The sequence below is a fragment of the Paracoccus sp. (in: a-proteobacteria) genome, assembly GCF_030536915.1.
GTDB lineage: Bacteria > Pseudomonadota > Alphaproteobacteria > Rhodobacterales > Rhodobacteraceae > Paracoccus.
The window spans coordinates 45,826-68,768 of sequence record NZ_JAUNPC010000004.1; the positions used below are offsets into that span (position 1 = coordinate 45,826).

Consider the following 22,943-nt stretch of genomic DNA (forward strand, 5'->3'; position numbering starts at 1 on the left):
AGAAGCTCAGCCATGCGCGCCCTGCATGGCAAGCCCTTATTTACGTTGCGTTAACATAGCTCGCAAATGCGCGAGCCTGCGAATGTTCCGTCGCTGGATATAACGTTCTTCGCAGAAACTTTCACCCTTTAGGACAATAGGCCGGTTTCCTTGCGCAAGAGTGCCCCTTTGTCGCAGCCATTCACGCCCTGGCGCAGGCTTCTCGGCGCCAGTCTCCCAGCGCCGCCTGCCACAAGGTCAGCGCCGCCACCGCCGCCGTATCCGCCCGCAGCACCCGCGGGCCGAGGCTGACCTGGTGGACGCAATCCATCCCCGAAAGCCGCCGCCGCTCGGCCTCGGACCAGCCGCCTTCCGGCCCGATCAGCACCGCCCAGGGACCGCCGGGCAGCCCCGCCAGGGTTTCGGCCGGCCCCGCCAGCGCCTCGTCCGCCCAGAGGATGCGCCGCCCCCGATCCCAGCCGTCCAGCAGCCGCGCCAGCGGCACCAGCGCCTCGACCGGCGGGACAAAGGTGCCGCCGCATTGCTCGGCGGCTTCCACGGCATGGGCCTGCAGTCGATCCTGCCGGATGCGTTCCGAATTGGTGTGGTCGGTCTGCACCGGCAGGATGCGCGCCGCCCCCAGTTCCGCCGCCTTTTCCACGATGAAATCGGTCCGCGCCTTCTTGATCGGCGCGAAGACCAGCCACAGGTCCGGCGGATCAAGCTGCGGCGCGGCCTGCCCCACAAGCTCGACCTCGCCCCCCCGCTTGGACGCCATGACCAGCCGCGCCGTCCATTCGCCGTCGCGCCCGTTGAAGACCGCGATCTCGGCCCCCGCGCCCAGCCGCATCACCGCTGAAAGATAATGTGACTGGTCCGTGTCCAGCGGCACGGGTTGTCCCGGGGCGAAGCGGTGATCTATGTAAAGCCTGATCTTTCCCATGACGGCGGACCCTATGCAGTCTGATGTCTCAACGCCACAGGCCATGGCCACGGTTGCGGACGCGCCGCGCGGCAACTGGGTGGACCGGCTGGCCCCGCCCGCGACCCGCCCCTGGCTGCGCCTCAGCCGCGCCGACCGGCCGATCGGGACCTGGCTTCTGCTGCTGCCCTGCTGGTGGGGGACGGGGCTGGCGATGATGACCGACCGGCCGCTGTGGGCGGACCTTTGGGTGGTGGTCGCCTGCGCCATCGGATCGGTGGTGATGCGGGGGGCGGGCTGCACCTGGAACGACATCACCGACCGCGACATCGACGGCTCGGTGGCGCGCACCCGATCGCGCCCGCTGCCCTCGGGGCAGGTCACGCTGAAGGGCACCTTCATCTGGCTGGGGGCGCAGCTTGCCATCGGCGCCTTGATCCTTTTCACCATGAACGCGGCGGCCATCGCGCTGGGGGTGGCCTCGCTGGCGCTGGTCGCAATCTATCCCTTTGCCAAGCGCTTCACCTGGTGGCCCCAGGTCTTTCTGGGCCTCGCCTTCAACTGGGGCGTGCTGGTGGCCTTTGCCGCGCATGGCGGCAGCCTGCACCCGGCGCCGCTGCTGGCCTATGCGGCGGGCATCCTGTGGACCCTGTTCTACGACACCATCTACGCCCACCAGGACGCCGAGGATGACGCCCTGATCGGGGTGAAATCTACCGCCCGGCTGTTCGGCAAGGACAGCCCGCGCTGGCTTCTGGGCTTTGCCGCGGGCGCGGTCGTGCTGCTGGCGGCGGCGGTGGCGGCGACCCGGCCCTCGGTCCTGCAGGCGATGATCGGCACCGCCGGGATCGCGGGCTTCGCCCTGCATCTGTCGTGGCAGTTGCGCCGGTTCGACCCCCATGACAGCCCGGCGCTGCTGCGGCTGTTCCGGTCCAACCGCGACGCGGGGCTGATCGTCGCGGGCGCGCTGTTCCTGGCCGGATTGGCGTGATTGCCGAACCCGCCCCGCGCGCCGATGCCGGGCGGGATCAAGAACGAAAGGCCCGATGATGGGCGAAAGGACATCCAAACCCCGCCCCGTGCGGAACTGGTTTCTGGGGCTGGCGCTGCTGGCCGCGGGCGCGGCCGGGGCCTACGAGGCCGGCCGCCGGGCCGTTCCCGCCTTTGAACGGCACACGCTGGCGCAGGTGCAGGCGGCGCTGGATCAGGCCGGGGCCGGCTGGGCCGGGGCGGAAGCCCAGGGCCTGACCCTGCGCCTGACCGGCACCGCCCCCGACGAGGTTCAGCGCATCCGCGCCGTGGCGCTGGCGACCGAGGCCGCGCGCTTTGCCCGGATCGAGGACGCAACGCAGGTTCCCCGCCCGCCCGAGACCGCGCCCCCGTCTTTCCGGCTCGAGGTGCTGCGGGGCGAAGCCGGCACCTCGGTGATCGGCCTTGCCCCTGCTGCGACCGACCGCGACGGCCTGCTGACGCGGCTGGAACGCGCGGCGGGGACCGGCGGACTGACCGACCTTCTGGAAACCGCCGACCACCCCGCCCCCGAGGGCTGGGACGAGGCCGTGGCCTTCGCGGTCAAGGCCGCCGGGCAGATGCCGCGGGCCAGGATCGCGGTGACGCCGGGCCGCGTCCAGATCGAGGCCATCACCGATGGCGAGGGCGAAAAGGCGCGGCTGGAACAATCGCTCGCGGCGGCGGTCCCCGAGGGCGTCACCCTTGTCACCGAGATTTCCGCGCCGCGCCCGCTGATCTCGCCCTTTGCGCTGGAACTGGTCAGGACGGCCGAGGGCACGCGCATGGACCGCTGCGCCGCCGACACCGAGCCTGCGCTGGGGCGCATCCTGTCGGCCGCCGCGCAGGCCGGGGCCGATGCGGCGCCCTGCCCGCTGGGCTTGGGCGCGCCCTCGCCGGACTGGGCCGACGCGGCGGTCGCGGGCATCGCCGCGCTGAATGCGCTGCCGCAGGGGCGGCTGGCGATCCACGACCTGCGGGTGACTCTGGCCGCGCCCCATGACGTGCCGCCCGAGGGTTTCGCCGCCGCCCGCGACCGGCTGACCGAGGCCCTGCCCCCCGGCTTCGCGCTGGACGCCACGCAGGCCCCGCCGCCGGACGCGGACAACCCGCCGCCGAGTTTTGCCGCCGCCGCGGATGGCGGGGGCATCCGGCTGCGCGGCGCCATCACCGACCAAGGCACGGGCGAGGCGCTGGCAAGCCTCGCCGGCGCCCGCTTCGGCGCGGTGGACAGCGGCCTGGCGGTGCATCCCGGCACGCCTCCCGGCTGGACGGCCCGCCTTTTCGCCGCGATCGAGGCGATGGGCGCGATGGAGCGGGGGACGGCCACGGTCACACCCGACCTGATCCGGCTTTCCGGCACCACCGCCAGCCCCACCGCCGCGCCGCAGATCGCCGATCTGCTGGCGGCGCGGCTGGGCACGGGGGCGGTCTATGAGCTGTCGCTGATCTACGACCCGCGGCTGGACCCGGCGGTGGACCTGCCCTCGGGGACCGACTGCGTGGACGCGCTGAACGCCACGGTGCAGCAATCCGCCATCGGCTTCGAGCCGAACCGTGCCATCATCGCCGGCGACGTGGCCCCGGTCATCGAGGCCCTGGCCGCGACAATGGCCCGCTGTTCCGGCTTCCGCATCGAGATCGGCGGCCATACCGATTCGCAGGGCGCCGACAGCTTCAACCGCGACCTGTCCGCCCAGCGCGCGCAGGCCGTGTTGGACGCCATGGCCGAGGGGGGCATCGACACGGCGCGGATGGTCGCCGTGGGCTATGGCGAGACCCGCCCGCTTGGCCCCAACGACACCCCCGCCGGGCGCGAGGCCAACCGCCGGATCGAGTTCCGCCTGCTCTCGCCCGAGCCGCTGGACCGCGCCCCGCCCTCGGCCACCATCACCCGCGGCGTGACCGGCGGCCCCGCGCCCGCCGCCGAGCCCCTTCCGCCCGGCGCGATCGTGACCGGCGGCGAAGGTTCCGGCGACAGCGCCCCCGCGGCGGGAACAGGGAACGGCCCCACCCCCGACGAGATCGCCGAGGCCGAGGGCATCTCGATCCGCCCCGACCGCGTCACCATCGAGAACGGCCGCCTGACCACCCCGGTGCCACCGCCGCTGTTCCAGGACGCCGGACCGGACGAGACCGCCCCACCCGACGGCATCCGCCGCCCGAGGGCGCGCCCGCAGGAGTGACGCGGCCGGGGCCTATGCTCACCCGTGCATCCGGGCAGGTGGCCCCATGGCCCCTGCATTGTCACCGGCGCGCCGATGGGGCTGAAAGAGGGCCTAGCGACCGTTCCGCCAACGCGGCGGATCACCGGGACGCGGGCAAGAAGATCCTGTTCATCGACCTCTCGCCGCCGGCTCTCCGCAACCCGGCGGATGTGCATCACCCGTGCATTGCCCGTGCATCATATGTGCATCGGAAAAAACTGCCTGACCGGCCGTGCCGAAGGGTCCGGTCGTTCCTCCGGGATACCCCTTCCTCCCCCGCATCCATGCGGCCGGACGCGCCTTCCTGATGGGGGCCAGAGCCGCCCCGTGAAACAGGGCAACGCCCCCGAGCGCCGCCAGAGGACACTTTTGCGAGCCGGGTTCTGGGCGGACCAAACAGCCCGACGCGGGCGCTGGCACCGGGCAAGGCCGACCGCCTGTCTGCCGGCACGCCCGGCCTGAAGCCGGAAAGCCGCGTCCGGGGTCCGGCCCTGACGGCCAGCGCCGGGCGGATCGAGACCGGGTTTCAGCCCTCTGCCGGGCGTCCGACCACCAGCGTGGCCCATTCCCCAAGGTCGTCGCGGCGCTGCAGCGGCAGGCCTGCCCCGGCATAGGCGGCGGCCACGTCCTCGGCCTGGCCCAGCAGGATGCCCGACAGGATCGCCCTCCCGCCGGGCGCGAGATGACGGGCCATGTCGGGCGCAAGCTCGATCAGCGGCTGCTTGAGGATATTCGCGAAAACAAGGTCATAAGGCCCCGCGTCATGCAGCAGCGGATGGCCGAAGCCTTCGGCCATCACGCATTCGACCCGGCCGGCAAGGCCGTTGGCGATCACATTCGCCTGCGCCGTCTCGACCGCCACCGGGTCGATGTCCGAGGCCAGCACCACCCCCGGCAGCACCTTCGCCGCCGCCATCGCGAGGACTGCGGTGCCGCAGCCGATGTCCGCCACCCGCTCGGGCGTCTCGCCTTCTGCGATCATGCGGTCCAGCGCCAGCAGGCAGCCGCGCGTGGTGTCGTGGTGGCCGGTGCCGAAGGCCATCGCGGCCTCGACCAGCAGCGCCTCGGCCCCTTCGGGCACGCGCTCGGCGTCATGGGCGCCATGGACGAAGAAGCGCCCGGCCTCGACCGGGGTCAGCTCGCGACGGACATGGGCGACCCAGTCGACCTCGGGCAGTTCGGAAATCGCGAAGGGCCGGGCGCCATGGGCGGCGGCCAGCAGCGCCAGCGCGATCTCGTCGGGGGCTTCGGTGAAATAGACGCCGACTTCCCAGCGGTCGGAACCGTCCTCGATCTCGAAGACGCCGCTGCCGACGGGCTCGGGTTCCAGGTCCTCGCAGGCCTCGGCCAGTCCTTCGGCGGCCTCCCGGCCCTGCAGGTGGGTCAGCGCGGTCCAGGTCGGCATCAGGCCGCCCCGCCGGCCGCGACCGAGCTGCCGCCGCTGGACGAGGGCGAGGGTTCCGGGTTGCCGTCGCCGTCGCCCACCGTGGCCTCATGCAGGGCACTGGCCTGGGAGGCCTGCACGCCGGTGCCGCGCAGGTTGCAGTAGCCGTCCGGCACCTTGTGCAGATACTGCTGATGCAGGTCCTCGGGCGCGCGCCAGAAATGGTCCAGCGGCGCGATCTGGGTGGTGATGCGGCCGTAGCCCTCGACCGCAAGGCGATTGCCGTAGTCCACCCGGGTCATCTCGGCCGCGGCGGCCTGGCTGTCGTTGGTGGTGAAGATGGCCGAGCGGTACTGGTCGCCGATGTCGTTGCCCTGCCGGTTCCCCTGCGTGGGATCGTGGTTTTCCCAGAACAGCTTGAGGATCTGTTCCGTGCTGATCCGGCTGGGGTCATAAACGACGCGCACGACCTCGGCATGTCCCGTGCGGCCGCCGCAGACCTGCTTGTAGGTGGGGTCCGGGACCGTGCCGCCGGCAAAGCCCACTTCGGTCAGGAAGACGCCGGGCTGCTGCCAGAACAGCCGCTCGACCCCCCAGTAGCAGCCCATGCCCAGCACGATCTCCTCGAAGCCCGCGGGCGTGGGCGTGTCGAGCGGGCGGTTGTAGATGGCGTGGGTCGGGGTGGGCATGGCGTGCTCCTGTCGCTTTGGGGGATGATCTAGGGTGCGGTGCGGTCCTGCACAACGGCTTGCGCGGGCGGGTGGTTCAGGGCGAGGTGGAGATGCCGGACCGGGGCGCTGCCCCATCGTCGCATACGACGATCCCGGGATATTTACACAAAGGAGAAACACATGCGCCCCGGACCGTTGAACCTGATCACCGACGTCGCGGGGCTGCGGGTCGGGAACGCGCAGGACGCGCGGCTGAAATCGGGCGTCACGGTGCTGACGGCGGATGCGCCCTTCGCCTGCGGGGTCCACGTGATGGGCGGGGCACCGGGGACGCGGGAGACCGACCTGCTGGCGCCCGACAAGATGGTGCAGGCGGTGGATGCGCTGGTGCTGGCGGGCGGCTCGGCCTTCGGCCTCGGCGCGGCCGAGGGCGTCATGGCCGGCCTGCGCGCGGCGGGCCGGGGTTTCGCGGTGGGCGATGCACGCGTGCCCATCGTGCCGGCGGCGATCCTGTTCGACCTGCTGAACGGCGGCGACAAGGGCTGGAAGGACAGCCCCTATCCGGCGCTCGGGCGGCAGGCCCATGAGGCGGCGGGCACGCAATTCGACCTTGGCACGGCCGGGGCGGGCACGGGGGCGATGACGGCGCGGTGGAAGGGGGGCCTCGGGTCGGCCTCGGCGGTGCTGGAGGATGGAACGACCCTGGGCGCGCTGGTGGCGGTCAATGCGCTGGGGTCCGTCACCGCGCCCTCGGGGCAGTTCTGGGCCGGGCCATGGGAGATGGGGGCCGAGTTCGGCGGCCTCGGCCTGGGCGGCCCGTTCGATCCGGGGCATGAGCCTGCGCTCGAAAAGCGGCAGGGCGAGGCCACGACCATCGCCATCGTCGCGACGGATGCGGCCTTGGACAAGGCGGCGCTGACGCGGCTGGCAGTGGCGGCGCATGACGGGCTGGCGCGGGCGATCGTCCCCTCGCACACGCCCTTCGACGGGGACCTGGTCTTTGCCGTCTCGACCGGCCGGCGGGCGGGCGATCCGTTCCGGCTGGGCCATGCGGCGGCCTGCGTGCTGGCCCGGGCGGTGGCGCGGGGGATCTTCGAGGCGACCCCCGCGCCCGGCGACCTGCAACCCTGCTGGCGCGACCCGCGCGGATGAAGAAGGGGCGAGGCGCATGGCCCCGCCCCGGTTTCGCCTAATGGGGAGAGGGAGGCCCCGGCGATCAGCGATAGACGTAAACGATGCGGCGCTCGTCGTTCACCAGCACGGGCAGGTCGTTGACGACGACATAGCGATAGTCCGACTGGCCGGGGATCTCGTACAGCGTCACCGACTCCGGGATGCCCGCGCCAAGGACGACCTCGCCGTCCAGGATCACCGGCTGCTGCGGGTTGGCGGTGATGTAGGTGCGGACCTCGGGCGCCGGCTCGGGCGTCGCCACATTGCCCGCGGTGCCGCCCAGCGCGGCGCCGACCAGCGCGCCCACGGGGCCGCCGACGACCGCGCCCATGGCCGCGCCGCCCGCCGCGCCGACGGCGGTGTTCTGGCCCTCGACGGGGTTCCGGGCAGGCGCCTCGATCACCGCCACGCCGACGGCCTGGCGGTTTTCGTAAAGCGGCTGCGGCTCTTCCCCCACACGGGCGGTCAGGTAGTCGCCGTAGGCCCAGCCCTGCTGGCCGTCATAGGTGACCTCGCACCAGTTGGCCGATTCGATGCAGCCCGCGACGGACACCTCGTCGCCATTGGCGATGACGCCCAGGATGGGGGCGGTCGATTGCGGGCCCGAGCGCAGGTTCAGGTCGGTGGCGGCGGTCGCCGTGGTCGGGGCGGATGTGGCGGCGGTCTGCGCAAGGGCAGCCCCCGCCATGGTCAGCGCGGCAATGGTCGTGGTGGCAAAAAGCTTCGGCATGAAAATCTCCGTCGGGTTCCGGGCGTCTGGCCCTTGAGCGAGGGGACAATGCGAGGCCCCGCGGCCGGGTTCGTTCACGTTCCGGCGAACGCTGGACAATGGCCGCCGGGGTGCTCACCTTTGCGCGGACAGGAACCCTGCCCGGAGCCGCCCATGACCGCCCATCCGACCGACCTGAAGATGCTGCTGAAGGACCCCTCGCTGCTGGAAACCCGCGCCTTTGTCGCGGGCGAGTGGGTGGACGCCGACGACGGCGCAACCTTCGAGGTAAAGAACCCCGCCCGCGGCGACGTGATCGCCCGCGTGGCCGACCTTTCCCGCGCCGAGGTCGCCCGCGCCATCGAGGCCGCTCACCTTGCCATGAAGGACTGGGCCGCCCGCCCCGCCAAGGAACGCGCCCAGGTCCTGCGCCGCTGGTTCGACCTGATGATCGAGAACCAGGCCGACCTCGCCACTATCCTGACCGCCGAACAGGGCAAGCCCCTGCCCGAGGCGAAGGGAGAGATCGCCTATGGCGCCAGCTTCATCGAGTGGTTCGGCGAGGAAGCCAAGCGCGTCTATGGCGAGACGATCCCCGGCCACATGGCCGACAAGCGCATCACCGTGCTGCGCCAGCCGATCGGGGTCGTGGGCTCGATCACGCCCTGGAACTTCCCCAATGCCATGATCACCCGCAAATGCGGCCCGGCGCTGGCCGTCGGATGCGGCTTCGTCGCCCGACCGGCGGCGGAAACCCCGCTGTCGGCGCTGGCGCTGGCCGTGCTGGGCGAACGCGCGGGGCTGCCCAAGGGCATCCTGTCGGTCGTCACCTCGTCCCGGTCATCCGACATCGGCAAGGAGTTCTGCGAGAACCCGCTGGTCCGCAAGCTGACCTTCACTGGCTCGACCGAGGTGGGCCGCATCCTGCTGCGGCAGGCGGCCGACCAGGTGCTGAAATGCTCGATGGAACTGGGCGGCAACGCGCCCTTCATCGTCTTCGACGACGCCGATCTGGATGCGGCGGTGGAAGGGGCGATGGCCTCCAAGTTCCGCAACAACGGCCAGACCTGCGTCTGCGCCAACCGCATCTATGTGCAGGCGGGCGTCTATGACGAGTTCGCCAGGCGGCTCGCGAAGGCCGTGGACAAGCTGACCGTGGGCGACGGTCTCAAGGACGGCACCACCACCGGCCCGCTGATCAACGCCGATGCCGTGGAGAAGGTCGAGGAGCATATCGCCGACGCGCTGGACCGGGGCGCGCAGGTCGTCACCGGCGGCAAGCGCCACGACCTCGGCGGCTCGTTTTTCCAGCCAACGGTGGTGACGAACGTGCCCGCCGACGCCAAGGTGTCCACCGAGGAAACCTTCGGACCGCTCGCGCCCCTCTTCCGCTTCGAGACCGAGGACGAGGTGGTGGAAAAGGCCAACGCCACGATCTTCGGGCTTGCCGCCTATTTCTACGCCCGCGACGTGGGCCGCATCACCCGCGTGCAGGAATCGCTGGAATACGGCATCGTCGGCGTGAACACCGGCATCATCTCGACCGAGGTCGCGCCCTTCGGGGGCGTCAAGCAGTCGGGCCTGGGCCGCGAGGGCTCGCGCCACGGGATCGAGGATTACCTTGAGATGAAATACGTCTGCCTGTCGGTCTGACGGGGACAAGCCCCGGCAATGATCCGCCCCTGCGGGCCACCGCCGGGGCCTTCCCCGCTGAAAGGCCCGACCGGACCCGCCCGGCGCAAGGACAGCCATGCCGGCAACTGTCCGGCCGCCGCCGGCATCTTCAGGAACCGCCCGAAAGAGGCTTCGGACGGTTTCAAATATCCTCGGGGGGAATCGCCGCAAGGCGATGGGGGGCAGACAGCCCCCCTGCCACGGCGAAGCAAAGGCGGCGGCGCGTCAGGCGATCAGCAGATCGTCCCGCAGCGCGTCGAGCGTCACCCCGTCGATCCGCAGCAGGCCGCCAAGGATGTCCAGACCCACCCCGCCGCCACTTTCGCTTGCCCGCGCAACCAGGTCCCCTGCGGAAAACCCGGCCGACCGCGCGCCGTCGATGCGGATCGCGTCCAGGTCGTCCTGAAAGTCCAGAACCCGCCCGGCCTGCCCGGCGGTGAAGACAAAGACATCGGCGCCGCCGCCACCGGACATCTCGTCCCGGCCGCCGCCGCCGATCAGCAGGTTGCGGGCGCCGTTGCCGATCAGGACATTGTCCGTGCCATTGCCGGTCACCTGCACCGCAAGATCGCCCTCGACCACCACCTTCTCGACATGGGCGCCCAGAACGATGTCGTGGCGGGTGATGACGGTGTCGAAGCCGCCGCCCGCCGCCTCGACGATGGTGTCGAAGCGGTCGCGCAGATACAGGTCGTCGCCGTCGCCCCCGACCAGCCGGTCCGCGCCCGCGTTCCCGTCCAGCGTGTCGTCGCCCGCCATCCCGAACAGGGTGTCGTTGCCCGCGGCCCCCGACAGGTAGTTCGCCTGGCTGTTGCCCGCCACCGTGTTGGCCCCGGCATTGCCGGTCCCGTATTTCGCGAAGGACTGGATCAGCAGCAGCGCCTCGAGATGCTCGGGCAGCGTGAAGTTGACGGTGGCGCGCACCCGGTCGATGCCGCCATCCGCCGCCTCGACCAGCCGGTCCAGCGCATCGGCGATGTAAAGGTCGTCGCCCGGCCCGCCTATCAGCCGGTCGGCGCCCGCGCCGCCCTCAAGCGTGTCCTGACCCTCATGGCCGTGGATCGTGTCCATCCCGGCCCCGCCGATCAGCCGGTTGGCCGCCGCATTGCCCCGGATCAGGTCGTTGCCGCCCCCCGCGACCAAGTTCTCGATCACCGTGCCCTCGGCGATCGACAGGTTGCCGATCAGCCCGTAGACGCTGGAAACCGCGCCGCCCCGCAGGTCGATGCTCTGCGCCGCCCGGTCGGACCCGAGCCGCAGCCAGTCGCTGCCGCCCTGGTCAAAGATCGTCATGGCGACGCCCGCGCCCGCCACCATCAGCCCGTTCGCCATCCCGAGGGCGCCCGCGACCGTGCCGCCTTCGCCCCAGACGGAATTGCCGGCGTTGAGGCCGCGCGGCCTGCCATAAAGGTCGTGCATCGCGATGATGTCGGCCCTCATGGGGGTCACGGCATAGGCATAGCTGGCATCGATCACCGTGTTGTCGGCCTGGCTGAAATAGGACATGAGCGAGGCCTGCCAACTGTCGTTGGCATAAGCGTTGTCGGTGCCGAAACTGGCGCTGCCGTCATAGGGACCGGCATGGCCCAGACCCAGCGCATGGCCGATCTCGTGCAGGCAGGTCTGGTAGAAATAGCTGTCGAAGCCCGCCGAAGGCCCCTCGGCCCAGTCCGCCGGGATGTTGATCAGCGACGAGACGACAACCGCATCGCCCGCCGTCGGCATCGCATAGGCCCCGCCGGGGTCGTCGTTGACAAAGAGGATGCTGGCCGCCCCGCCCGCGCGCGAGGCGGTGTCGAAGCGCAGCCCCGTCACCTCGGACCAAGCGTTCAGGGCCATCCGCGCCATCCGCTGCTCGGCCGCGCCCAGATGCGAGATGTCGCAGCTCAGGACCGAGCCCTGCCGCGCGTCATGGGCATGGCGGAAATAGCCGTGATCCGTCCAGTAGCCGTCGGTCAGGTAGCGGGCGATCTCGGTCATCGTCAGCAGGTCCGAACCGGGGCCGGGCCCCGGACGCGTGGGCGCATGGCTGATCCGGTAGCTGCCGGCATGGGCGGAAAACCCGCTGGCCACGAGATAATGGATGCCGCTGGAGGTCGCGGCATAGGTGAACTCGGAACGGTCCAGCGCACCCGCGTCGTCACTGTAGGCAAGGCTCGCGCCCTTGGCATCGACCAGCTCAAGCACGGTGTCGGCCAGCGAGATCCCCTCCATCCGGAAGGTCCGGCGCTGCCCCGCCGTCAGGCTGACGGCAATCCAGTCGGTGTCCTGCGCCGCCCCGATGCTGCCTTGGAAGACATCCCCTTCGGGCAGGAAATAGCGGGTGCCGCTGTCCGACGGCGCGTCCCCATCCTCGCGCAGCGTGGCGCGAGAGGAGCCATGGTCAGGAACGGACGGCGGCAATTTCCCCCGGAACGACGCTGCGGCCACGGCATGATCTCCGGCTGGACAAGGGGACACCATGCGGGCGCCCTGGTCCATCATATCCCGCTGCTCAGGCAGGCCGCAACCGCAGGGGGTGCGTCACAGCATCTCGACCGCCAGCGCCGTGCCCTCGCCGCCACCGATGCAGATGGCGGCGATGCCGCGCTTGCCGCCCTGCTGGCGCAGCGCGTTGATCAGGGTGACGACGATCCGCGCCCCCGAGGCGCCGATGGGATGCCCCAGCGCGCAGGCGCCGCCGTTGACGTTCACGCGGTCGGGCGACAGGCCCATCTTCTGCATGAAGGCCATGGGGACGACGGCGAAGGCCTCGTTCACCTCCCACAGATCGACGTCGTCCTTGGACCAGCCGAGCTTCGCCAGCAGCTTTTCCGCAGCCGGCACGGGCGCGGTCGGAAACTCGGCCGGGGCCTGCGCGTGGCCGGCATGGCCCACGATCCGGGCAATGGCGCCCGTGGGGTCGTCCGACAGCACCAGCGCCGCCGCCCCGTCCGAGATGGATGACGAATTCGCCGCAGTCACCGTCCCGTCCTTGCGGAAGGCGGGCTTCAGCGTCGGGATCTTGTCGGGCCGCGCGTTGCCCGGCTGCTCGTCGGTGTCCACCAGCGTCTCGCCGGTGCGGGTCGCGACCTTCACGCCCACGACCTCGTCGGCGAATCGCCCCTCGGTGATCGCCGCCTGCGCGCGGGTCAGGGAACGCATGGCGTATTCGTCCTGCGCCGCCCTGGTGAACTGGAATTCCTCGGCGCAATCCTCGGCAAAGGCGCCCATCAGGCGGCCCTTGTCATAGGCGTCCTCCAGCCCGTCGAGGAACATGGAATCGACCACCTGCCCGTGGCCCAACCGCGCACCGCCGCGCATCTTCGGCAGAAGGTAAGGGGCGTTGGTCATGCTCTCCATCCCCCCCGCGACAATGGTGCGGGCCGAGCCTGCGCGGATCGCGTCCGAGGCCGTCATCAGCGCCTGCATCCCCGATCCGCACATCTTGTTCAGCGTGACCGCCGGCACCGACTGCGGCAGCCCCGCCCCTAGCGCCGCCTGCCGCGCCGGGGCCTGCCCCTGCCCCGCGGGCAGGACGCAGCCCATCAGCACCTCGTCCACCTGTGCGCTGTCGACGCCTGCGCGCGACAGCGCCCCGGCGATGGCGGCGGCGCCCAGTTCAGGGGCGGTCAGGGGCGACAGGGCGCCCTGCATTCCCCCCATGGGGGTGCGGACGGCGGCATGGATGTAGACGGGGGTCATGGGGTTCTCGCGTGCTTACGGTTTGGCAAGGAATCTGCGCTAACCATGGTCGCAACGAAGGATTCGCTGCAAGGGGCCGGAATGGACATCACGATCGAGGAGATCGAGGGCGGCGTGCGCGCCCGCGTCGGGGACACGCGGCTGGACGCGGCGATTTCGATCCGCTTCAAGGACCGCCTGCGGGAAATCATGTCGCGTCACGGGCCATGCCTGCTGCTGGACCTGTCGGCGGTGACGTTCATGGACAGCTCCGGCCTGGGCGCGATCCTCGCGATCCGCCGGGCGCTGCCGCCGGGCCACCGGATCGAGCTGACAGGCCTGACCCCCAATGTCGACCGGGTGTTCCGCCTGACGCGGATGGACCTGGTCTTCACCATCCACGGCGGCGTGGCCGATCCCGCGCCGCAGGCCGAAGGAACCGGACCATGAGCCGGTCAGAAGCCGCCGAGCCGATGTTCCACCGCATCCTCGACGCTGACCCGTTTGCGGTGCAGCAGGCGCTGATGGACGCGCATGACAGATTCGCGGGCGCGGTCCCGGACGACGCGCTGGCGCGGATGGAACTGGTGGTGGCCGAGATCCTCAACAACATCGCCCAGCACGGGACGGGGATGGGGAAAGAGCCTGCGACGCACGGCCCGCGCCGCCTGCCCGTAACCATTCATCTGACCGTCACCGGCCACGCGGGCGGGCTGGCCTGCGCGATCAGCGACAACGGCCCGCCGCTGCCGCCGGCCTGCCTTGCGGGGCCGGACCAGCCGCCCTCGCCCCAGCTTGCGGCGCTGCGCGCGGGCGGGTTCGGCTGGGTCATCATCCGCGACCTCACCCGGTCGCTGTTCTACTTCCGCGAACGCAGCCGCAACGTGCTGTGCTTCAACATCCCCCGGCGCGAGGATGACGTCCCCCTGCAGGGCGGCGATCCGCCGGTCGCGCGGGCGGCGGGGGCGGCCTGACGCGGGCTCAGTCCCCGGGATGGAAATGGTCGTGGATGGTCTTGGCCATCGTGGCCGAGATGCCCGGCGCAGCCTGCAGGTCCTCAAGCCCCGCCCGCGCCACGGCCTTGGCGCTGCCGAAATGCGCCAGCAGCGCGCGCTTGCGGGCCGCGCCCACGCCCGCGATCTCGTCCAAGGGGTTCGCCATCGCCTGCTTCGTGCGCCGCGCACGGTGGGTGCCGATGGCCCAGCGATGCGCCTCGTCCCGCAGGCGCTGGGTGAAATACAGCACCGGGTCGTTCATCGGCAGCGCCTTGGGGCGCTGGCCGGGGCGGTGGAACTCCTCTTTCCCGTGGTCGCGGTCCTCACCCTTCGCGACGCCGATCATGGGGATGTCCTCGACCCCCATCTCGGCCATGATCCCGGCGACCGCCGAGACCTGACCCGCGCCGCCGTCGATCAGCAGCAGGTCGGGCCAAGCCTCGCTTTGCCGGTCGGGGTCCTCCTTCAGCAGGCGCGAAAAACGCCGGGTCAGCACCTCGCGCATCATGCCGAAGTCGTCGCCGGGCGTGATCTCGGTGCCCTTGATGTTGAACTTGCGATACTGGCTTTTCATCCAGCCCTCGGGGCCCGCGACGATCATGCCGCCGACGGGGGCCGAGCCCTGAATGTGGCTGTTGTCATAAACCTCGATCCGGCGCGGGACCACGGGCAGGTCGAAGGCCTCGGCCAGCCCCTCCAGCAGCCGCCTTTGCGTGGCGCTTTCGGCCAGACGGCGGGCAAGGCTTTCCCGTGCGTTCCGCAGGGCGTTGGCGACCAGCGCCGCCTTTTCCCCACGCTGCGGCACGCCCACCGCCACGCGGCGGCCCGCGCGGTCCGACAGCAGCCGCGCGACGAGGTCCTGGTCCTCGGTCCCATGGCTCAGCAGGATCAGCCGCGGCGGCACCTTGTCGTCGTAGAACTGGGCCAAGAAGGCCTGCATGATCTCCTCGGCCGATTCCGAGCCGCCCGTGCGGGGATAGAAGTCGCGGTTCCCCCAGCTCTGGTTGCCGCGGATGAAGAAGACCTGCACGCAGGCCTGCCCGGCCTCCATGTGCAGGGCCACGACGTCGGCCTCGGCCACGCCCTTGGGGTTGATCGCCTGCACCGACTGAACGGCGGTCAGCGCCTTGATCCGGTCCCGCAGGGCGGCGGCGCGTTCGTATTCCATCGCTTCCGCCGCCTCGGCCATGTCCTCGGCCAGCCGCGCCTGCACCGCCGTGGACCGCCCCTGCAGGAAGCGTTCGGCATCCGCGACCAGATCGGCATAGGCGCCCTCGTCGATGCGGCCGACGCAGGGGGCGCTGCAGCGCTTGATCTGGTGCAGCAAGCAGGGCCGGGTACGGGACGAGAAGGTCGCGTCCGTGCAGGATCGCAGCAGGAACACCCGCTGCAACTGGTTCAACGTCCGGTTCACCGCCCCCGCGCTGGCGAAGGGGCCGTAATAGTCGCCCTTTTCCGACTTGGCCCCCCGGTGCTTCTTGATCTGCGGAAAGGCGTGCGACTTGGCGACAAGGATATTCGGGAAGGACTTGTCGTCGCGCAGCAGCACGTTGTAGCGCGGCTTGAGCTGCTTGATGAGGTTCTGTTCCAGCAGCAGCGCCTCGGTTTCCGTGCGCGTGGTCAGGAACATCATGGAGGCCGTCTCGCGGATCATCCGCGCGATCCGCCCCGAATGGCCCGAGGGGCGGGCATAGTTCGACACCCGCGCCTTCAGGTTCCGCGCCTTGCCGACGTAAAGCACCGCGCCTTGCGCATCGAGCATGCGGTAGACGCCGGGGCTGGAATCCAGCCTGCGGCAGTAATCGGCGATCAGCCGGTGGCCGGTCAGCACATCGGGGGTGGGGGCAGAGTCGTCCATGTGGCCTAGAAAGTGATTCCGCTCTCAGCCCGCAAGTGCAGGGTGGATGCAACCGGATTTGAGTCCACCGATTTTGTGGATAAGTTTGTGGAACGCCTGCGGAGCAACATCGCCCCGATCAGGATTCACTGGGCTTTCCTTGTTTTGCCTAAAAAATAGGCACATAATCAGCCCTTTGTTTTTGCTGGAAATTTTCTATCCATGTTGCAAGCCGATGATTTACCGTGAATAATCATGAAGCTTGCGTGACGGCCTGCGGCGGCGTGGGACAAACTGCCGCTGCGTCAATGACGGGCGGGAATCAGCCGCCGATGATGTCGGGTGTCCGCCAGCCCAGATGCTGCCCGCCGTCCACGCAGATCAACTGCCCCGTCACCGCCCTGGCGTCGAGCAGGTAGAGAAGCGCCCTGACGATATCCCCGGCATCCGCCCCCCGCTGCAGGATGGTGGCGGCGCGCTGGCGGGCAAAGTGCTCCTCGCTCTGCCTTGCGCCCTGCACTGTCGGACCGGGACCGATGGCATTGACGCGGATGTGGGGCGCGAGCGCCTGCGCCGAGGTGCGGGTCAGCGCCCAGAGCCCGGCCTTGGCCAGCGAATAGGTCATGAAACCCGGCGTCGGTTTCAGCACCCGCTGGTCGATCATGTTGACGACCAGTCCATGCGCGACGGGCTCGCCATGGGTTTCCGGCGCGGGCGGCAGTTGCGCGGCGAAGGCTTGCGTCAGCACGAAGGGCGCCCGCAGGTTGGACCCGATATGGCGGTCCCAGCTTTCGCGGGTCGCGGTCCCCAGCGTGTCGTATTCGAAGATCGAGGCGTTGTTGACCAGCACCGTGAGCGGCCCCATCGCCTGCGCGACCGCGGGGATCAGGGCCTGCGTGGCATCCTCGTCCAGCAGGTCGGCATGGAAGGCCTGCGCCCGGATGCCGAAGGCGCGAGCCTCGGCGGCGGTGTCCTCGGCCTCAACGGCCGAGCCGTTGTAGTGGATGGCGACGTCCTGCCCGCGTTCCGCCAGCGCCAGGGCCATGGCACGACCCAGCCGCCTTGCGGCGCCGGTGACCAGCGCCACGCCCTCAGCGGCCAAGGGGCAGGCCCAGAAGGCGGGCGATCAGGCGGCGGAAGCCGGGGCCGAAGGCCAGCGCCATCGCCACCATGATCAGCAGGAACAGGATCACCACCTTCAGCATTGTCAGTCCCCCGGCGTCAGCCGCGCGAAGGCGGCGCGTTCGGCCGCCGCGTCGATGAAATCGCCCGCCGAGATGCCGAAGCGCCGCAGGAAGGGCACCCGCTGGCTATAGCTCTGGAACCGCACCTTGTCGCCGAAAAACTCGCGCATCACGGGTTCCAGATGGCCGATGCCGTCGGCAAGGCCGAGGGACACGGCCTCGCGCCCGACCCAGACATCGCCGGTGAAATAGTCGCGCGCGGGGTCCAGCCTGTCGCCGCGGCGCGCGCGGACCTGCGCCTTGAAGGCCTCGTGGATCGGTTCCAGCAGGCGGTGCAGGCGGGCCACGTCCTCGGGTTTTTCCGGGCGAAAGGGGTCGAGCCAGGACTTGGCGGTGCCGGCGGTATGGACGCGCCGCTCGATCCCGTAGCGGGAAATAAGTTCGGAAAAACCGAAGCTTGCCGAGATCACGCCGATGGACCCCAGCACCGAGGACTCGTCCGCCCAGATCGTGTCGGCGGCGGTGGCAAGCCAGTAGCCGCCCGAGGCCGCGACGTCTTCGACGAAGACATGGACGGGGATGTGGTGACGGTCGGCCAGCCGCCGGATGCGAGCCGCGATCAGCGAGGACTGGACCGGAGAGCCGCCGGGCGAGTTCAGCGCGATGGCGACCGCCACCGGCTTGCCGCGGGTGAAGGCGCGGGCCAGCATCGGCGCCAGCCCTGCGTCCGACAGCCCTCCGGCCCCCTGCCGCGTGGCGGTGCCGATGGCGCCCTGCAGGCGGATGACGGAAACGGTCGGGCGCCGGGGCGACAGGAAGGGGATACGCATGGGGGCGAGATAAGCCCTGCCGGAAGGCCTCACAAGCACCGCACAAGGGATGCACAACCGATGCACGGATGATGCACGGCGGATGCAGACGCAGGCGGCCGGGCCGGGCGTCGTCCCGGAAGCGGAAGGCGCCTTTTCCTTGCGGCAGCGGTGGAGCGGGCCGGGACCGCCACCAAGGCGGACGATTTGCCACGCAATCCGCAGCGAAGCGGCCGACAAAAGGAAGGCCGTCCCTTATGATCCTCAAATACGGTATTTCTTCCGGCTTTGCGCGGAATGGCGGCCCGGTTGCCGCGGATGCCGGCCCGGCCTGCGGAAAACGGTCTGAACCGGCGATTTCCCCTGTCCCGGCAATCTCTTGTCGCACCGAGGCGCGGGGATTAGATGCCCCCTTGACCGCAAGGGGGAAGGCCGCCCATGACCATCGAGATCGCGCAGATGCACAAGAGCTTCGGCAGGACCGCCGTGCTGCGCGGGATCGACCTGACCGTGGCGGATGGCGAGCTGGTGGCGCTGCTGGGGCCTTCGGGGTCGGGCAAGACCACGCTGCTGAAGATCATCGCGGGGCTCGACTGGCCCGATGCGGGACGGCTGACGGTGGACGGGGCGGACTGGCTGAAGCTGGACCCCCAGGACCGCCGCATCGGCTTTGTCTTCCAGAACTACGCGCTGTTCCCGCACATGACGGTGCGCGACAACATCGCCTTCGGCCTGACCGTGCGGCCGAGGGCCGAGCGGCCCTCGCGCGCGGACATCGCGCGCCGCGTCGATGAGCTTCTGGGCTTCCTGCAGATCGACGCGCTGGGGGACCGCCATCCGGCGCAGCTTTCGGGCGGCCAGCGCCAGCGGGTCGCGCTGGGCCGGGCGCTGGCGATCGAGCCCACGGTGCTGCTGCTGGACGAGCCCTTCGGCGCGCTGGACGCCGCCGTCCGGCGCGACCTGCGCCGCTGGCTGCGCAATGTCCATGACGCCATGGGCACGACCACGATCTTCGTCACCCACGACCAGGAGGAAGCCTTCGAGCTTGCCGACCGCGTGGTGGTGCTGGACGGGGGCCGGATCGTGCAGTCGGGCGACGCGGCGGCGATCCATGACGCGCCCGCATCCCCCTTTGTCGCCAATTTCATGGGCGCGACCATCGAACTGCCCGTTGCCGTCCGGGGTGGCCGGGTGGCCGCCGAGGGGATCGAGACCGCCCACCTGCCCGCCACCCTGCCCGACGGCCCGGCGCGGCTGTTCATGCGCCCCGAGGACCTGACGCCGATCCCCGATCCGCAGGGGCCGTGGACCATCGCCTCGGTCACCAACACCGGGGCGCATCTGCGGCTGGTGCTGGCGGATGCCGCGGGGACCGAGATCCCCGCCGACCTGCGCCGGCGCAGCCCCCGCGCCGCCCAGATCGCCCCCGGCATGCGGGTGCACCTGCGCCCGGAACACGCATCCGTCTTTCCCGCTGAAACCGCCTGAAAGGGTTTTCCGATGAAACTTGGTGCAATCAAGGCGGCGGTGGCCGCGCTGGTGCTGGCGGCCTCGCCCGCCTTCGCACAGGACCGGCTGCTGAACGTCAGCTACGACATCAGCCGCGAATTGTTCGAGGCGCTGAACCCCGTCTTCGCCGAACACTGGAAGGCACAAAACGGCCGTGACGTGACCATCGAGCAGTCGCACGCAGGGTCCTCGCGGCAGGCCCGGTCGATCCTTGAGGGGCTGCCGGCGGACGTGGTGACCTTCAACCAGGAAACCGACGTCAACATGCTGGCCAAGGGCGGCATGGTGGCCGAGAACTGGCGCGAGGCTTTCCCGAACGGCGCCTCGCCCTGGTATTCGGCGCCCGCCTTCCTCGTCCGCAAGGGCAACCCCAAGAACATCCAGAACTGGTCGGACCTTGCGCGCGAGGATGTGCAGGTGGTCTTCCCGAACCCCAGGACCTCGGGCAACGGGCGCTACACCTATCTTGCCGCCTATGCCTTCGGGCTGCGCGAGTCGGGCGGCGACCAGGCGGCGGCGCAGGATTTCGTCCGCAGGATCATGGCCAACGTGCCGGTCTTCGACACCGGGGGACGGGCCGCGACCCAGACCTTCGTGGAACGCGGCATCGCCGACGTGCTGGTGACATTCGAGGCCGAGACGCGGCAGATCGCCGCGCAATATGCCGACCGGGGCCTCGTGTCGATCACCCCGCCGGTCAGCCTGTTCGCGGCCTTCCCCGTCGCCGTGGTCGAGGAGAACGCCGAGCGCAACGGCACCACGGAACTGGCGACCGAATACCTGAACTGGCTGTATTCCCCCGAGGCGCAGCGCGTGGTGGCCCAAGGCGGCAACCGCACCGCCAACGAGGAAGTCACTGCCGAGTTCGCCGACCAGTTCCCGCCGGTCGAGCTGCTGAACGTCGATGAGGTCTTCGGCGGCTGGGACAAGGTCGAATCCGAGCATTTCGCCTCGGGCGGCATCCTTGATCAGGTCTTCGTCAATCAATGAGCCTGACCCACGCCCCCCCGGTCAGGGCAAGGGCCGTCCTTCCCGGCTTTCGCCTGACGCTCGGCACGACGGTCCTTTACCTGTCGATCATCGTGCTGATCCCGATCATCGCCCTGGTCCTGACCGGGGCGGGGATCGGGGGGGCGCGGCTGTGGGACATCATCACCGCGCCGCGGACGCTGGCCTCGCTGCGGATCACCATCCTGGCGGCGGCGCTGGCCACGGTCATCAACGCCGTCTACGGCCTGCTGATGGCCTGGGTGCTGGTGCGCTACCGCTTTCCGGGGCGCAGGCTGCTGGACGCGCTGATGGACATTCCCTTCGCCCTGCCCACCGCCGTGGCGGGGCTGTCGCTGACGGCGCTGTATTCCGCCAACGGCTGGTTCGGGGCGCTGCTGGAACCTCTGGGGCTGCAGGTGGTCTATACGCTGGGCGGCATCGTGCTGGCGATGACCTTCACCTCGATCCCCTTCGTGGTCCGCGCCGTCCAGCCGGTGCTGGAGGAGCTTGACCCCGCGCTGGAAGACGCGGCGGCGAGCCTGGGGTCGCGCGGCTTCACCACCTTCCGGCGGGTGATCTTCCCGGCGATCATGCCGGCCTGGCTGGGGGGCGTCACGACCTCTTTCGCGCGGTCCTTGGGAGAGTTCGGGGCGGTGGTCTTCATCGCCGGGAACCTGCCCTTCCGCACCGAGGTCGCATCGCTGCTGGCTTATATCCGCATCGAGGAATACGACTACGAGGGCGCCGCGGCCATCGCGCTGGTGCTGATGCTGCTGGCGCTGGCGCTGCTGTTGATCTCGAACCTGATCCAGTTGCGCGCGGCCCGCTACGGGGCGGTCACGGCATGACGCGGGTGCTGCTGATCGGCACGGCTTTCGTCCTGACGGCCATCATGGTTGTCGTGCCGCTGGTCTATATCTTCGTGCAGGCGCTGTCGGCGGGATGGGGGGCTTACGTCGCCAACATCCTCGACCCCGGCACGCTGCATGCGATCTGGCTGACGACGCTGGTCGCGGTGATCGTGGTGCCGGTGACGGTGGCCTTCGGGATCGCGGCGGCCTGGCTTCTGTCCAAGTTCAGCTTTCCGGGGCGCGGGCTGCTGATCACCATGATCGAGCTGCCCTTCTCGATCTCGCCCATCATCGCGGGAATCTGCTACCTGCTGCTTTACGGACGCCAAGGGTATCTGGGCGGCTGGCTGGCGCAGAACGACATCACGGTGCTGTTCGCCCTGCCGGGCATCGTCATGGTGACGATGTTCGTGACCACCCCCTTCGTCGTGCGCGAGGTGCTGCCGCTGATGCAGGCCCAGGGGTCCGACCAGGAACAGGCGGCGGTGACGCTGGGGGCGGGCGGCTGGCAGGTCTTCCGCCGCGTCACCCTGCCCAACATCCGCTGGGCGCTGCTGTACGGCGCGGTGCTGGCCACGGCGCGGGCGGTGGGCGAGTTCGGCGGCGTGTCCGTCGTCTCGGGCAGCATCCGGGGCAAGACCAACACCCTGCCGCTGCAGGTGGAACTGCTGTTCAACGACCTCAACATCGTCGGCGCCTTTGCCGCGGCGACGGTGCTGACGCTGATCGCGCTGGTGGTGCTGGTCGCCAAGACCGTGCTGGAGCGGCGGCGCTGAAGCCTCACCCTTGGGATGGGCGAGATTCGCCGGAGCGGGGGCCTGCCCCCATCGTCGTATACGATGATCCCGGGATATTTGTGCGATGAAGAAGGAATGGGAACTGCGGGAATGGCAGTTCCTCGCTGGCGCGCGGATCATGTGGCGCAGGGGCCTTTCCGGGCCGCGTCCCGCGACTGCGTCACCCCAGCGGCACTGGTCCGGGGAAATGGGAACGAGGGGTTCCGCAGGGAGGCGGTGGAAGGGGTCGGCATGGCCCCTGCGGCGCCTGCTGCCTGTAGGCTCCGGCGCTGAACGGTATTGATCACGGCTGACAAGGCCACGCTGCGCGGCAGGGATGGCGGATGCCACGCCCTCAAGGCGCGCCGGTTCCGGGCGCGGACCGTCGCCCTTCGGTCTTCCGATCACTTTCCGGCATGGGGTGGGGCGGTGCCTGCATGAAGCCATGCTTCAGGGCGGCGTGGGATTTGCCATGTCAAAGGCGCCGGTGCAGCCCGCTTCGGCCAGCCGGAACCATGCTGCGCACGGCGCGGAAATCACGATCCCGGTTGCGCCTTCGCGGCAAAGGAAAACGCGCCCCCCGGAAGGGGCGCGTTCCGTCA

At 70.1% G+C, this 22,943-nt stretch carries 19 protein-coding genes; 10 read left to right on the top strand and 9 right to left on the bottom strand.

The features are described from left to right. Positions 1 to 181 precede the first annotated feature (181 nt). Positions 182 to 922: a 16S rRNA (uracil(1498)-N(3))-methyltransferase gene (locus Q4F04_RS01685; protein ID WP_303368105.1), complete on the bottom strand. Its 741-nt coding sequence runs from the start codon at positions 920 to 922 to the stop codon at positions 182 to 184. A gap of 43 nt (positions 923 to 965) precedes the next feature. Here Q4F04_RS01685 and ubiA point away from each other — a divergent pair, with 43 nt between their 5' ends. After that, entirely contained in the window at positions 966 to 1,892 is a 927-nt protein-coding gene (gene ubiA / locus Q4F04_RS01690; RefSeq protein WP_303368106.1) for a 4-hydroxybenzoate octaprenyltransferase, read from the top strand. Positions 1,893 to 1,950: 58 nt separating this feature from the next. Beyond that, positions 1,951 to 4,095 (top strand): OmpA family protein, encoded by a 2,145-nt coding sequence (locus Q4F04_RS01695; protein ID WP_303368107.1) that lies wholly within the window; start codon positions 1,951 to 1,953, stop codon positions 4,093 to 4,095. Between the two features lie 547 nt (positions 4,096 to 4,642). Here Q4F04_RS01695 and Q4F04_RS01700 read toward each other — a convergent pair. Then, positions 4,643 to 5,521, bottom strand: coding sequence for a 50S ribosomal protein L11 methyltransferase (locus Q4F04_RS01700; RefSeq protein ID WP_303368108.1), 879 nt, complete (start codon positions 5,519 to 5,521; stop codon positions 4,643 to 4,645). Further along, positions 5,521 to 6,189 carry a peptide-methionine (S)-S-oxide reductase MsrA gene (gene msrA, locus Q4F04_RS01705; RefSeq protein WP_303368109.1) on the bottom strand — a complete coding sequence of 223 codons (669 nt, stop codon included), beginning with the start codon at positions 6,187 to 6,189 and terminating at the stop codon, positions 5,521 to 5,523. The genes Q4F04_RS01700 and msrA overlap by 1 nt, the downstream gene beginning before the upstream one ends. Positions 6,190 to 6,351: 162 nt before the next feature. Here msrA and Q4F04_RS01710 point away from each other — a divergent pair, with 162 nt between their 5' ends. Then, positions 6,352 to 7,323: a P1 family peptidase gene (locus Q4F04_RS01710; protein ID WP_303368110.1), complete on the top strand. Its 972-nt coding sequence runs from the start codon at positions 6,352 to 6,354 to the stop codon at positions 7,321 to 7,323. 64 nt (positions 7,324 to 7,387) lie between these two features. Here Q4F04_RS01710 and Q4F04_RS01715 read toward each other — a convergent pair whose 3' ends face one another. Further along, the gene (locus tag Q4F04_RS01715; protein WP_303368111.1) at positions 7,388 to 8,074 is read right to left on the bottom strand and encodes a DUF1236 domain-containing protein; all 687 of its coding nucleotides are present in this window, start codon (positions 8,072 to 8,074) and stop codon (positions 7,388 to 7,390) included. A gap of 153 nt (positions 8,075 to 8,227) precedes the next feature. Between Q4F04_RS01715 and Q4F04_RS01720 the strand changes: the two genes are divergently transcribed. Beyond that, positions 8,228 to 9,706: an NAD-dependent succinate-semialdehyde dehydrogenase gene (locus Q4F04_RS01720; RefSeq protein ID WP_303368112.1), complete on the top strand. Its 1,479-nt coding sequence runs from the start codon at positions 8,228 to 8,230 to the stop codon at positions 9,704 to 9,706. A gap of 246 nt (positions 9,707 to 9,952) precedes the next feature. Here Q4F04_RS01720 and Q4F04_RS01725 read toward each other — a convergent pair whose 3' ends face one another. Both Q4F04_RS01725 and Q4F04_RS01730 read right to left on the bottom strand, forming a co-directional pair. Next, complete coding sequence (locus Q4F04_RS01725; RefSeq protein ID WP_303368113.1) at positions 9,953 to 12,157, bottom strand: M10 family metallopeptidase; 2,205 nt, start codon at positions 12,155 to 12,157, stop codon at positions 9,953 to 9,955. A gap of 93 nt (positions 12,158 to 12,250) precedes the next feature. Then, on the bottom strand, positions 12,251 to 13,411 hold the full coding sequence (locus tag Q4F04_RS01730; RefSeq protein WP_303368114.1) for an acetyl-CoA C-acyltransferase: 1,161 nt from the start codon (positions 13,409 to 13,411) through the stop codon (positions 12,251 to 12,253). A gap of 81 nt (positions 13,412 to 13,492) precedes the next feature. Here Q4F04_RS01730 and Q4F04_RS01735 point away from each other — a divergent pair, with 81 nt between their 5' ends. Continuing rightward, positions 13,493 to 13,840 (top strand): STAS domain-containing protein, encoded by a 348-nt coding sequence (locus Q4F04_RS01735; protein WP_303368115.1) that lies wholly within the window; start codon positions 13,493 to 13,495, stop codon positions 13,838 to 13,840. Beyond that, the gene (locus tag Q4F04_RS01740) at positions 13,837 to 14,364 is read left to right on the top strand and encodes an ATP-binding protein (protein ID WP_303368116.1); all 528 of its coding nucleotides are present in this window, start codon (positions 13,837 to 13,839) and stop codon (positions 14,362 to 14,364) included. The genes Q4F04_RS01735 and Q4F04_RS01740 overlap by 4 nt, the downstream gene beginning before the upstream one ends. A gap of 7 nt (positions 14,365 to 14,371) precedes the next feature. Here Q4F04_RS01740 and uvrC read toward each other — a convergent pair whose 3' ends face one another. The 3 genes from uvrC to Q4F04_RS01755 all read right to left on the bottom strand — a co-directional run bounded on the left by uvrC (position 14,372) and on the right by Q4F04_RS01755 (position 18,236). Then, a complete protein-coding gene (gene uvrC, locus Q4F04_RS01745; RefSeq protein ID WP_303368117.1) occupies positions 14,372 to 16,243 on the bottom strand; it encodes an excinuclease ABC subunit UvrC in 1,872 nt (623 codons plus the stop codon). Positions 16,244 to 16,544: 301 nt separating this feature from the next. After that, positions 16,545 to 17,324: an SDR family oxidoreductase gene (locus Q4F04_RS01750; protein WP_303368118.1), complete on the bottom strand. Its 780-nt coding sequence runs from the start codon at positions 17,322 to 17,324 to the stop codon at positions 16,545 to 16,547. Between the two features lie 105 nt (positions 17,325 to 17,429). After that, positions 17,430 to 18,236, bottom strand: coding sequence for a S49 family peptidase (locus Q4F04_RS01755; RefSeq protein WP_303368119.1), 807 nt, complete (start codon positions 18,234 to 18,236; stop codon positions 17,430 to 17,432). Positions 18,237 to 18,653: 417 nt separating this feature from the next. On the opposite strand from Q4F04_RS01755, the gene Q4F04_RS01760 reads away from it, so the two are divergent. From Q4F04_RS01760 to cysW, 4 genes are read left to right on the top strand one after another with little or no spacing between them, the layout of a single operon-like run. Then, complete coding sequence (locus tag Q4F04_RS01760) at positions 18,654 to 19,703, top strand: sulfate/molybdate ABC transporter ATP-binding protein (RefSeq protein ID WP_303368120.1); 1,050 nt, start codon at positions 18,654 to 18,656, stop codon at positions 19,701 to 19,703. Between the two features lie 12 nt (positions 19,704 to 19,715). After that, positions 19,716 to 20,714 (top strand): thiosulfate ABC transporter substrate-binding protein CysP, encoded by a 999-nt coding sequence (gene cysP / locus Q4F04_RS01765; RefSeq protein WP_303368121.1) that lies wholly within the window; start codon positions 19,716 to 19,718, stop codon positions 20,712 to 20,714. After that, entirely contained in the window at positions 20,711 to 21,562 is an 852-nt protein-coding gene (gene cysT, locus Q4F04_RS01770) for a sulfate ABC transporter permease subunit CysT (protein ID WP_303368122.1), read from the top strand. Before cysP ends, cysT begins: the two co-directional genes overlap by 4 nt. Beyond that, complete coding sequence (gene cysW, locus Q4F04_RS01775) at positions 21,559 to 22,341, top strand: sulfate ABC transporter permease subunit CysW (RefSeq protein ID WP_303368123.1); 783 nt, start codon at positions 21,559 to 21,561, stop codon at positions 22,339 to 22,341. Before cysT ends, cysW begins: the two co-directional genes overlap by 4 nt. Positions 22,342 to 22,943 lie beyond the last annotated feature (602 nt).

Excerpts from the sequence above, each read along its gene's own strand:
- Q4F04_RS01685 (WP_303368105.1), bottom strand. The coding sequence starts at position 922 with ATGGGAAAGATCAGGCTTTACATAGATCACCGCTTCGCCCCGGGACAA.
- ubiA (WP_303368106.1), top strand. The coding sequence starts at position 966 with ATGGCCACGGTTGCGGACGCGCCGCGCGGCAACTGGGTGGACCGGCTG.
- Q4F04_RS01695 (WP_303368107.1), top strand. The coding sequence starts at position 1,951 with ATGGGCGAAAGGACATCCAAACCCCGCCCCGTGCGGAACTGGTTTCTG.
- Q4F04_RS01700 (WP_303368108.1), bottom strand. The coding sequence starts at position 5,521 with ATGCCGACCTGGACCGCGCTGACCCACCTGCAGGGCCGGGAGGCCGCC.
- msrA (WP_303368109.1), bottom strand. The coding sequence starts at position 6,189 with ATGCCCACCCCGACCCACGCCATCTACAACCGCCCGCTCGACACGCCC.
- Q4F04_RS01710 (WP_303368110.1), top strand. The coding sequence starts at position 6,352 with ATGCGCCCCGGACCGTTGAACCTGATCACCGACGTCGCGGGGCTGCGG.
- Q4F04_RS01715 (WP_303368111.1), bottom strand. The coding sequence starts at position 8,074 with ATGCCGAAGCTTTTTGCCACCACGACCATTGCCGCGCTGACCATGGCG.
- Q4F04_RS01720 (WP_303368112.1), top strand. The coding sequence starts at position 8,228 with ATGACCGCCCATCCGACCGACCTGAAGATGCTGCTGAAGGACCCCTCG.
- Q4F04_RS01730 (WP_303368114.1), bottom strand. The coding sequence starts at position 13,411 with ATGACCCCCGTCTACATCCATGCCGCCGTCCGCACCCCCATGGGGGGA.
- Q4F04_RS01735 (WP_303368115.1), top strand. The coding sequence starts at position 13,493 with ATGGACATCACGATCGAGGAGATCGAGGGCGGCGTGCGCGCCCGCGTC.
- Q4F04_RS01740 (WP_303368116.1), top strand. The coding sequence starts at position 13,837 with ATGAGCCGGTCAGAAGCCGCCGAGCCGATGTTCCACCGCATCCTCGAC.
- uvrC (WP_303368117.1), bottom strand. The coding sequence starts at position 16,243 with ATGGACGACTCTGCCCCCACCCCCGATGTGCTGACCGGCCACCGGCTG.
- Q4F04_RS01755 (WP_303368119.1), bottom strand. The coding sequence starts at position 18,236 with ATGCGTATCCCCTTCCTGTCGCCCCGGCGCCCGACCGTTTCCGTCATC.
- Q4F04_RS01760 (WP_303368120.1), top strand. The coding sequence starts at position 18,654 with ATGACCATCGAGATCGCGCAGATGCACAAGAGCTTCGGCAGGACCGCC.
- cysP (WP_303368121.1), top strand. The coding sequence starts at position 19,716 with ATGAAACTTGGTGCAATCAAGGCGGCGGTGGCCGCGCTGGTGCTGGCG.
- cysT (WP_303368122.1), top strand. The coding sequence starts at position 20,711 with ATGAGCCTGACCCACGCCCCCCCGGTCAGGGCAAGGGCCGTCCTTCCC.
- cysW (WP_303368123.1), top strand. The coding sequence starts at position 21,559 with ATGACGCGGGTGCTGCTGATCGGCACGGCTTTCGTCCTGACGGCCATC.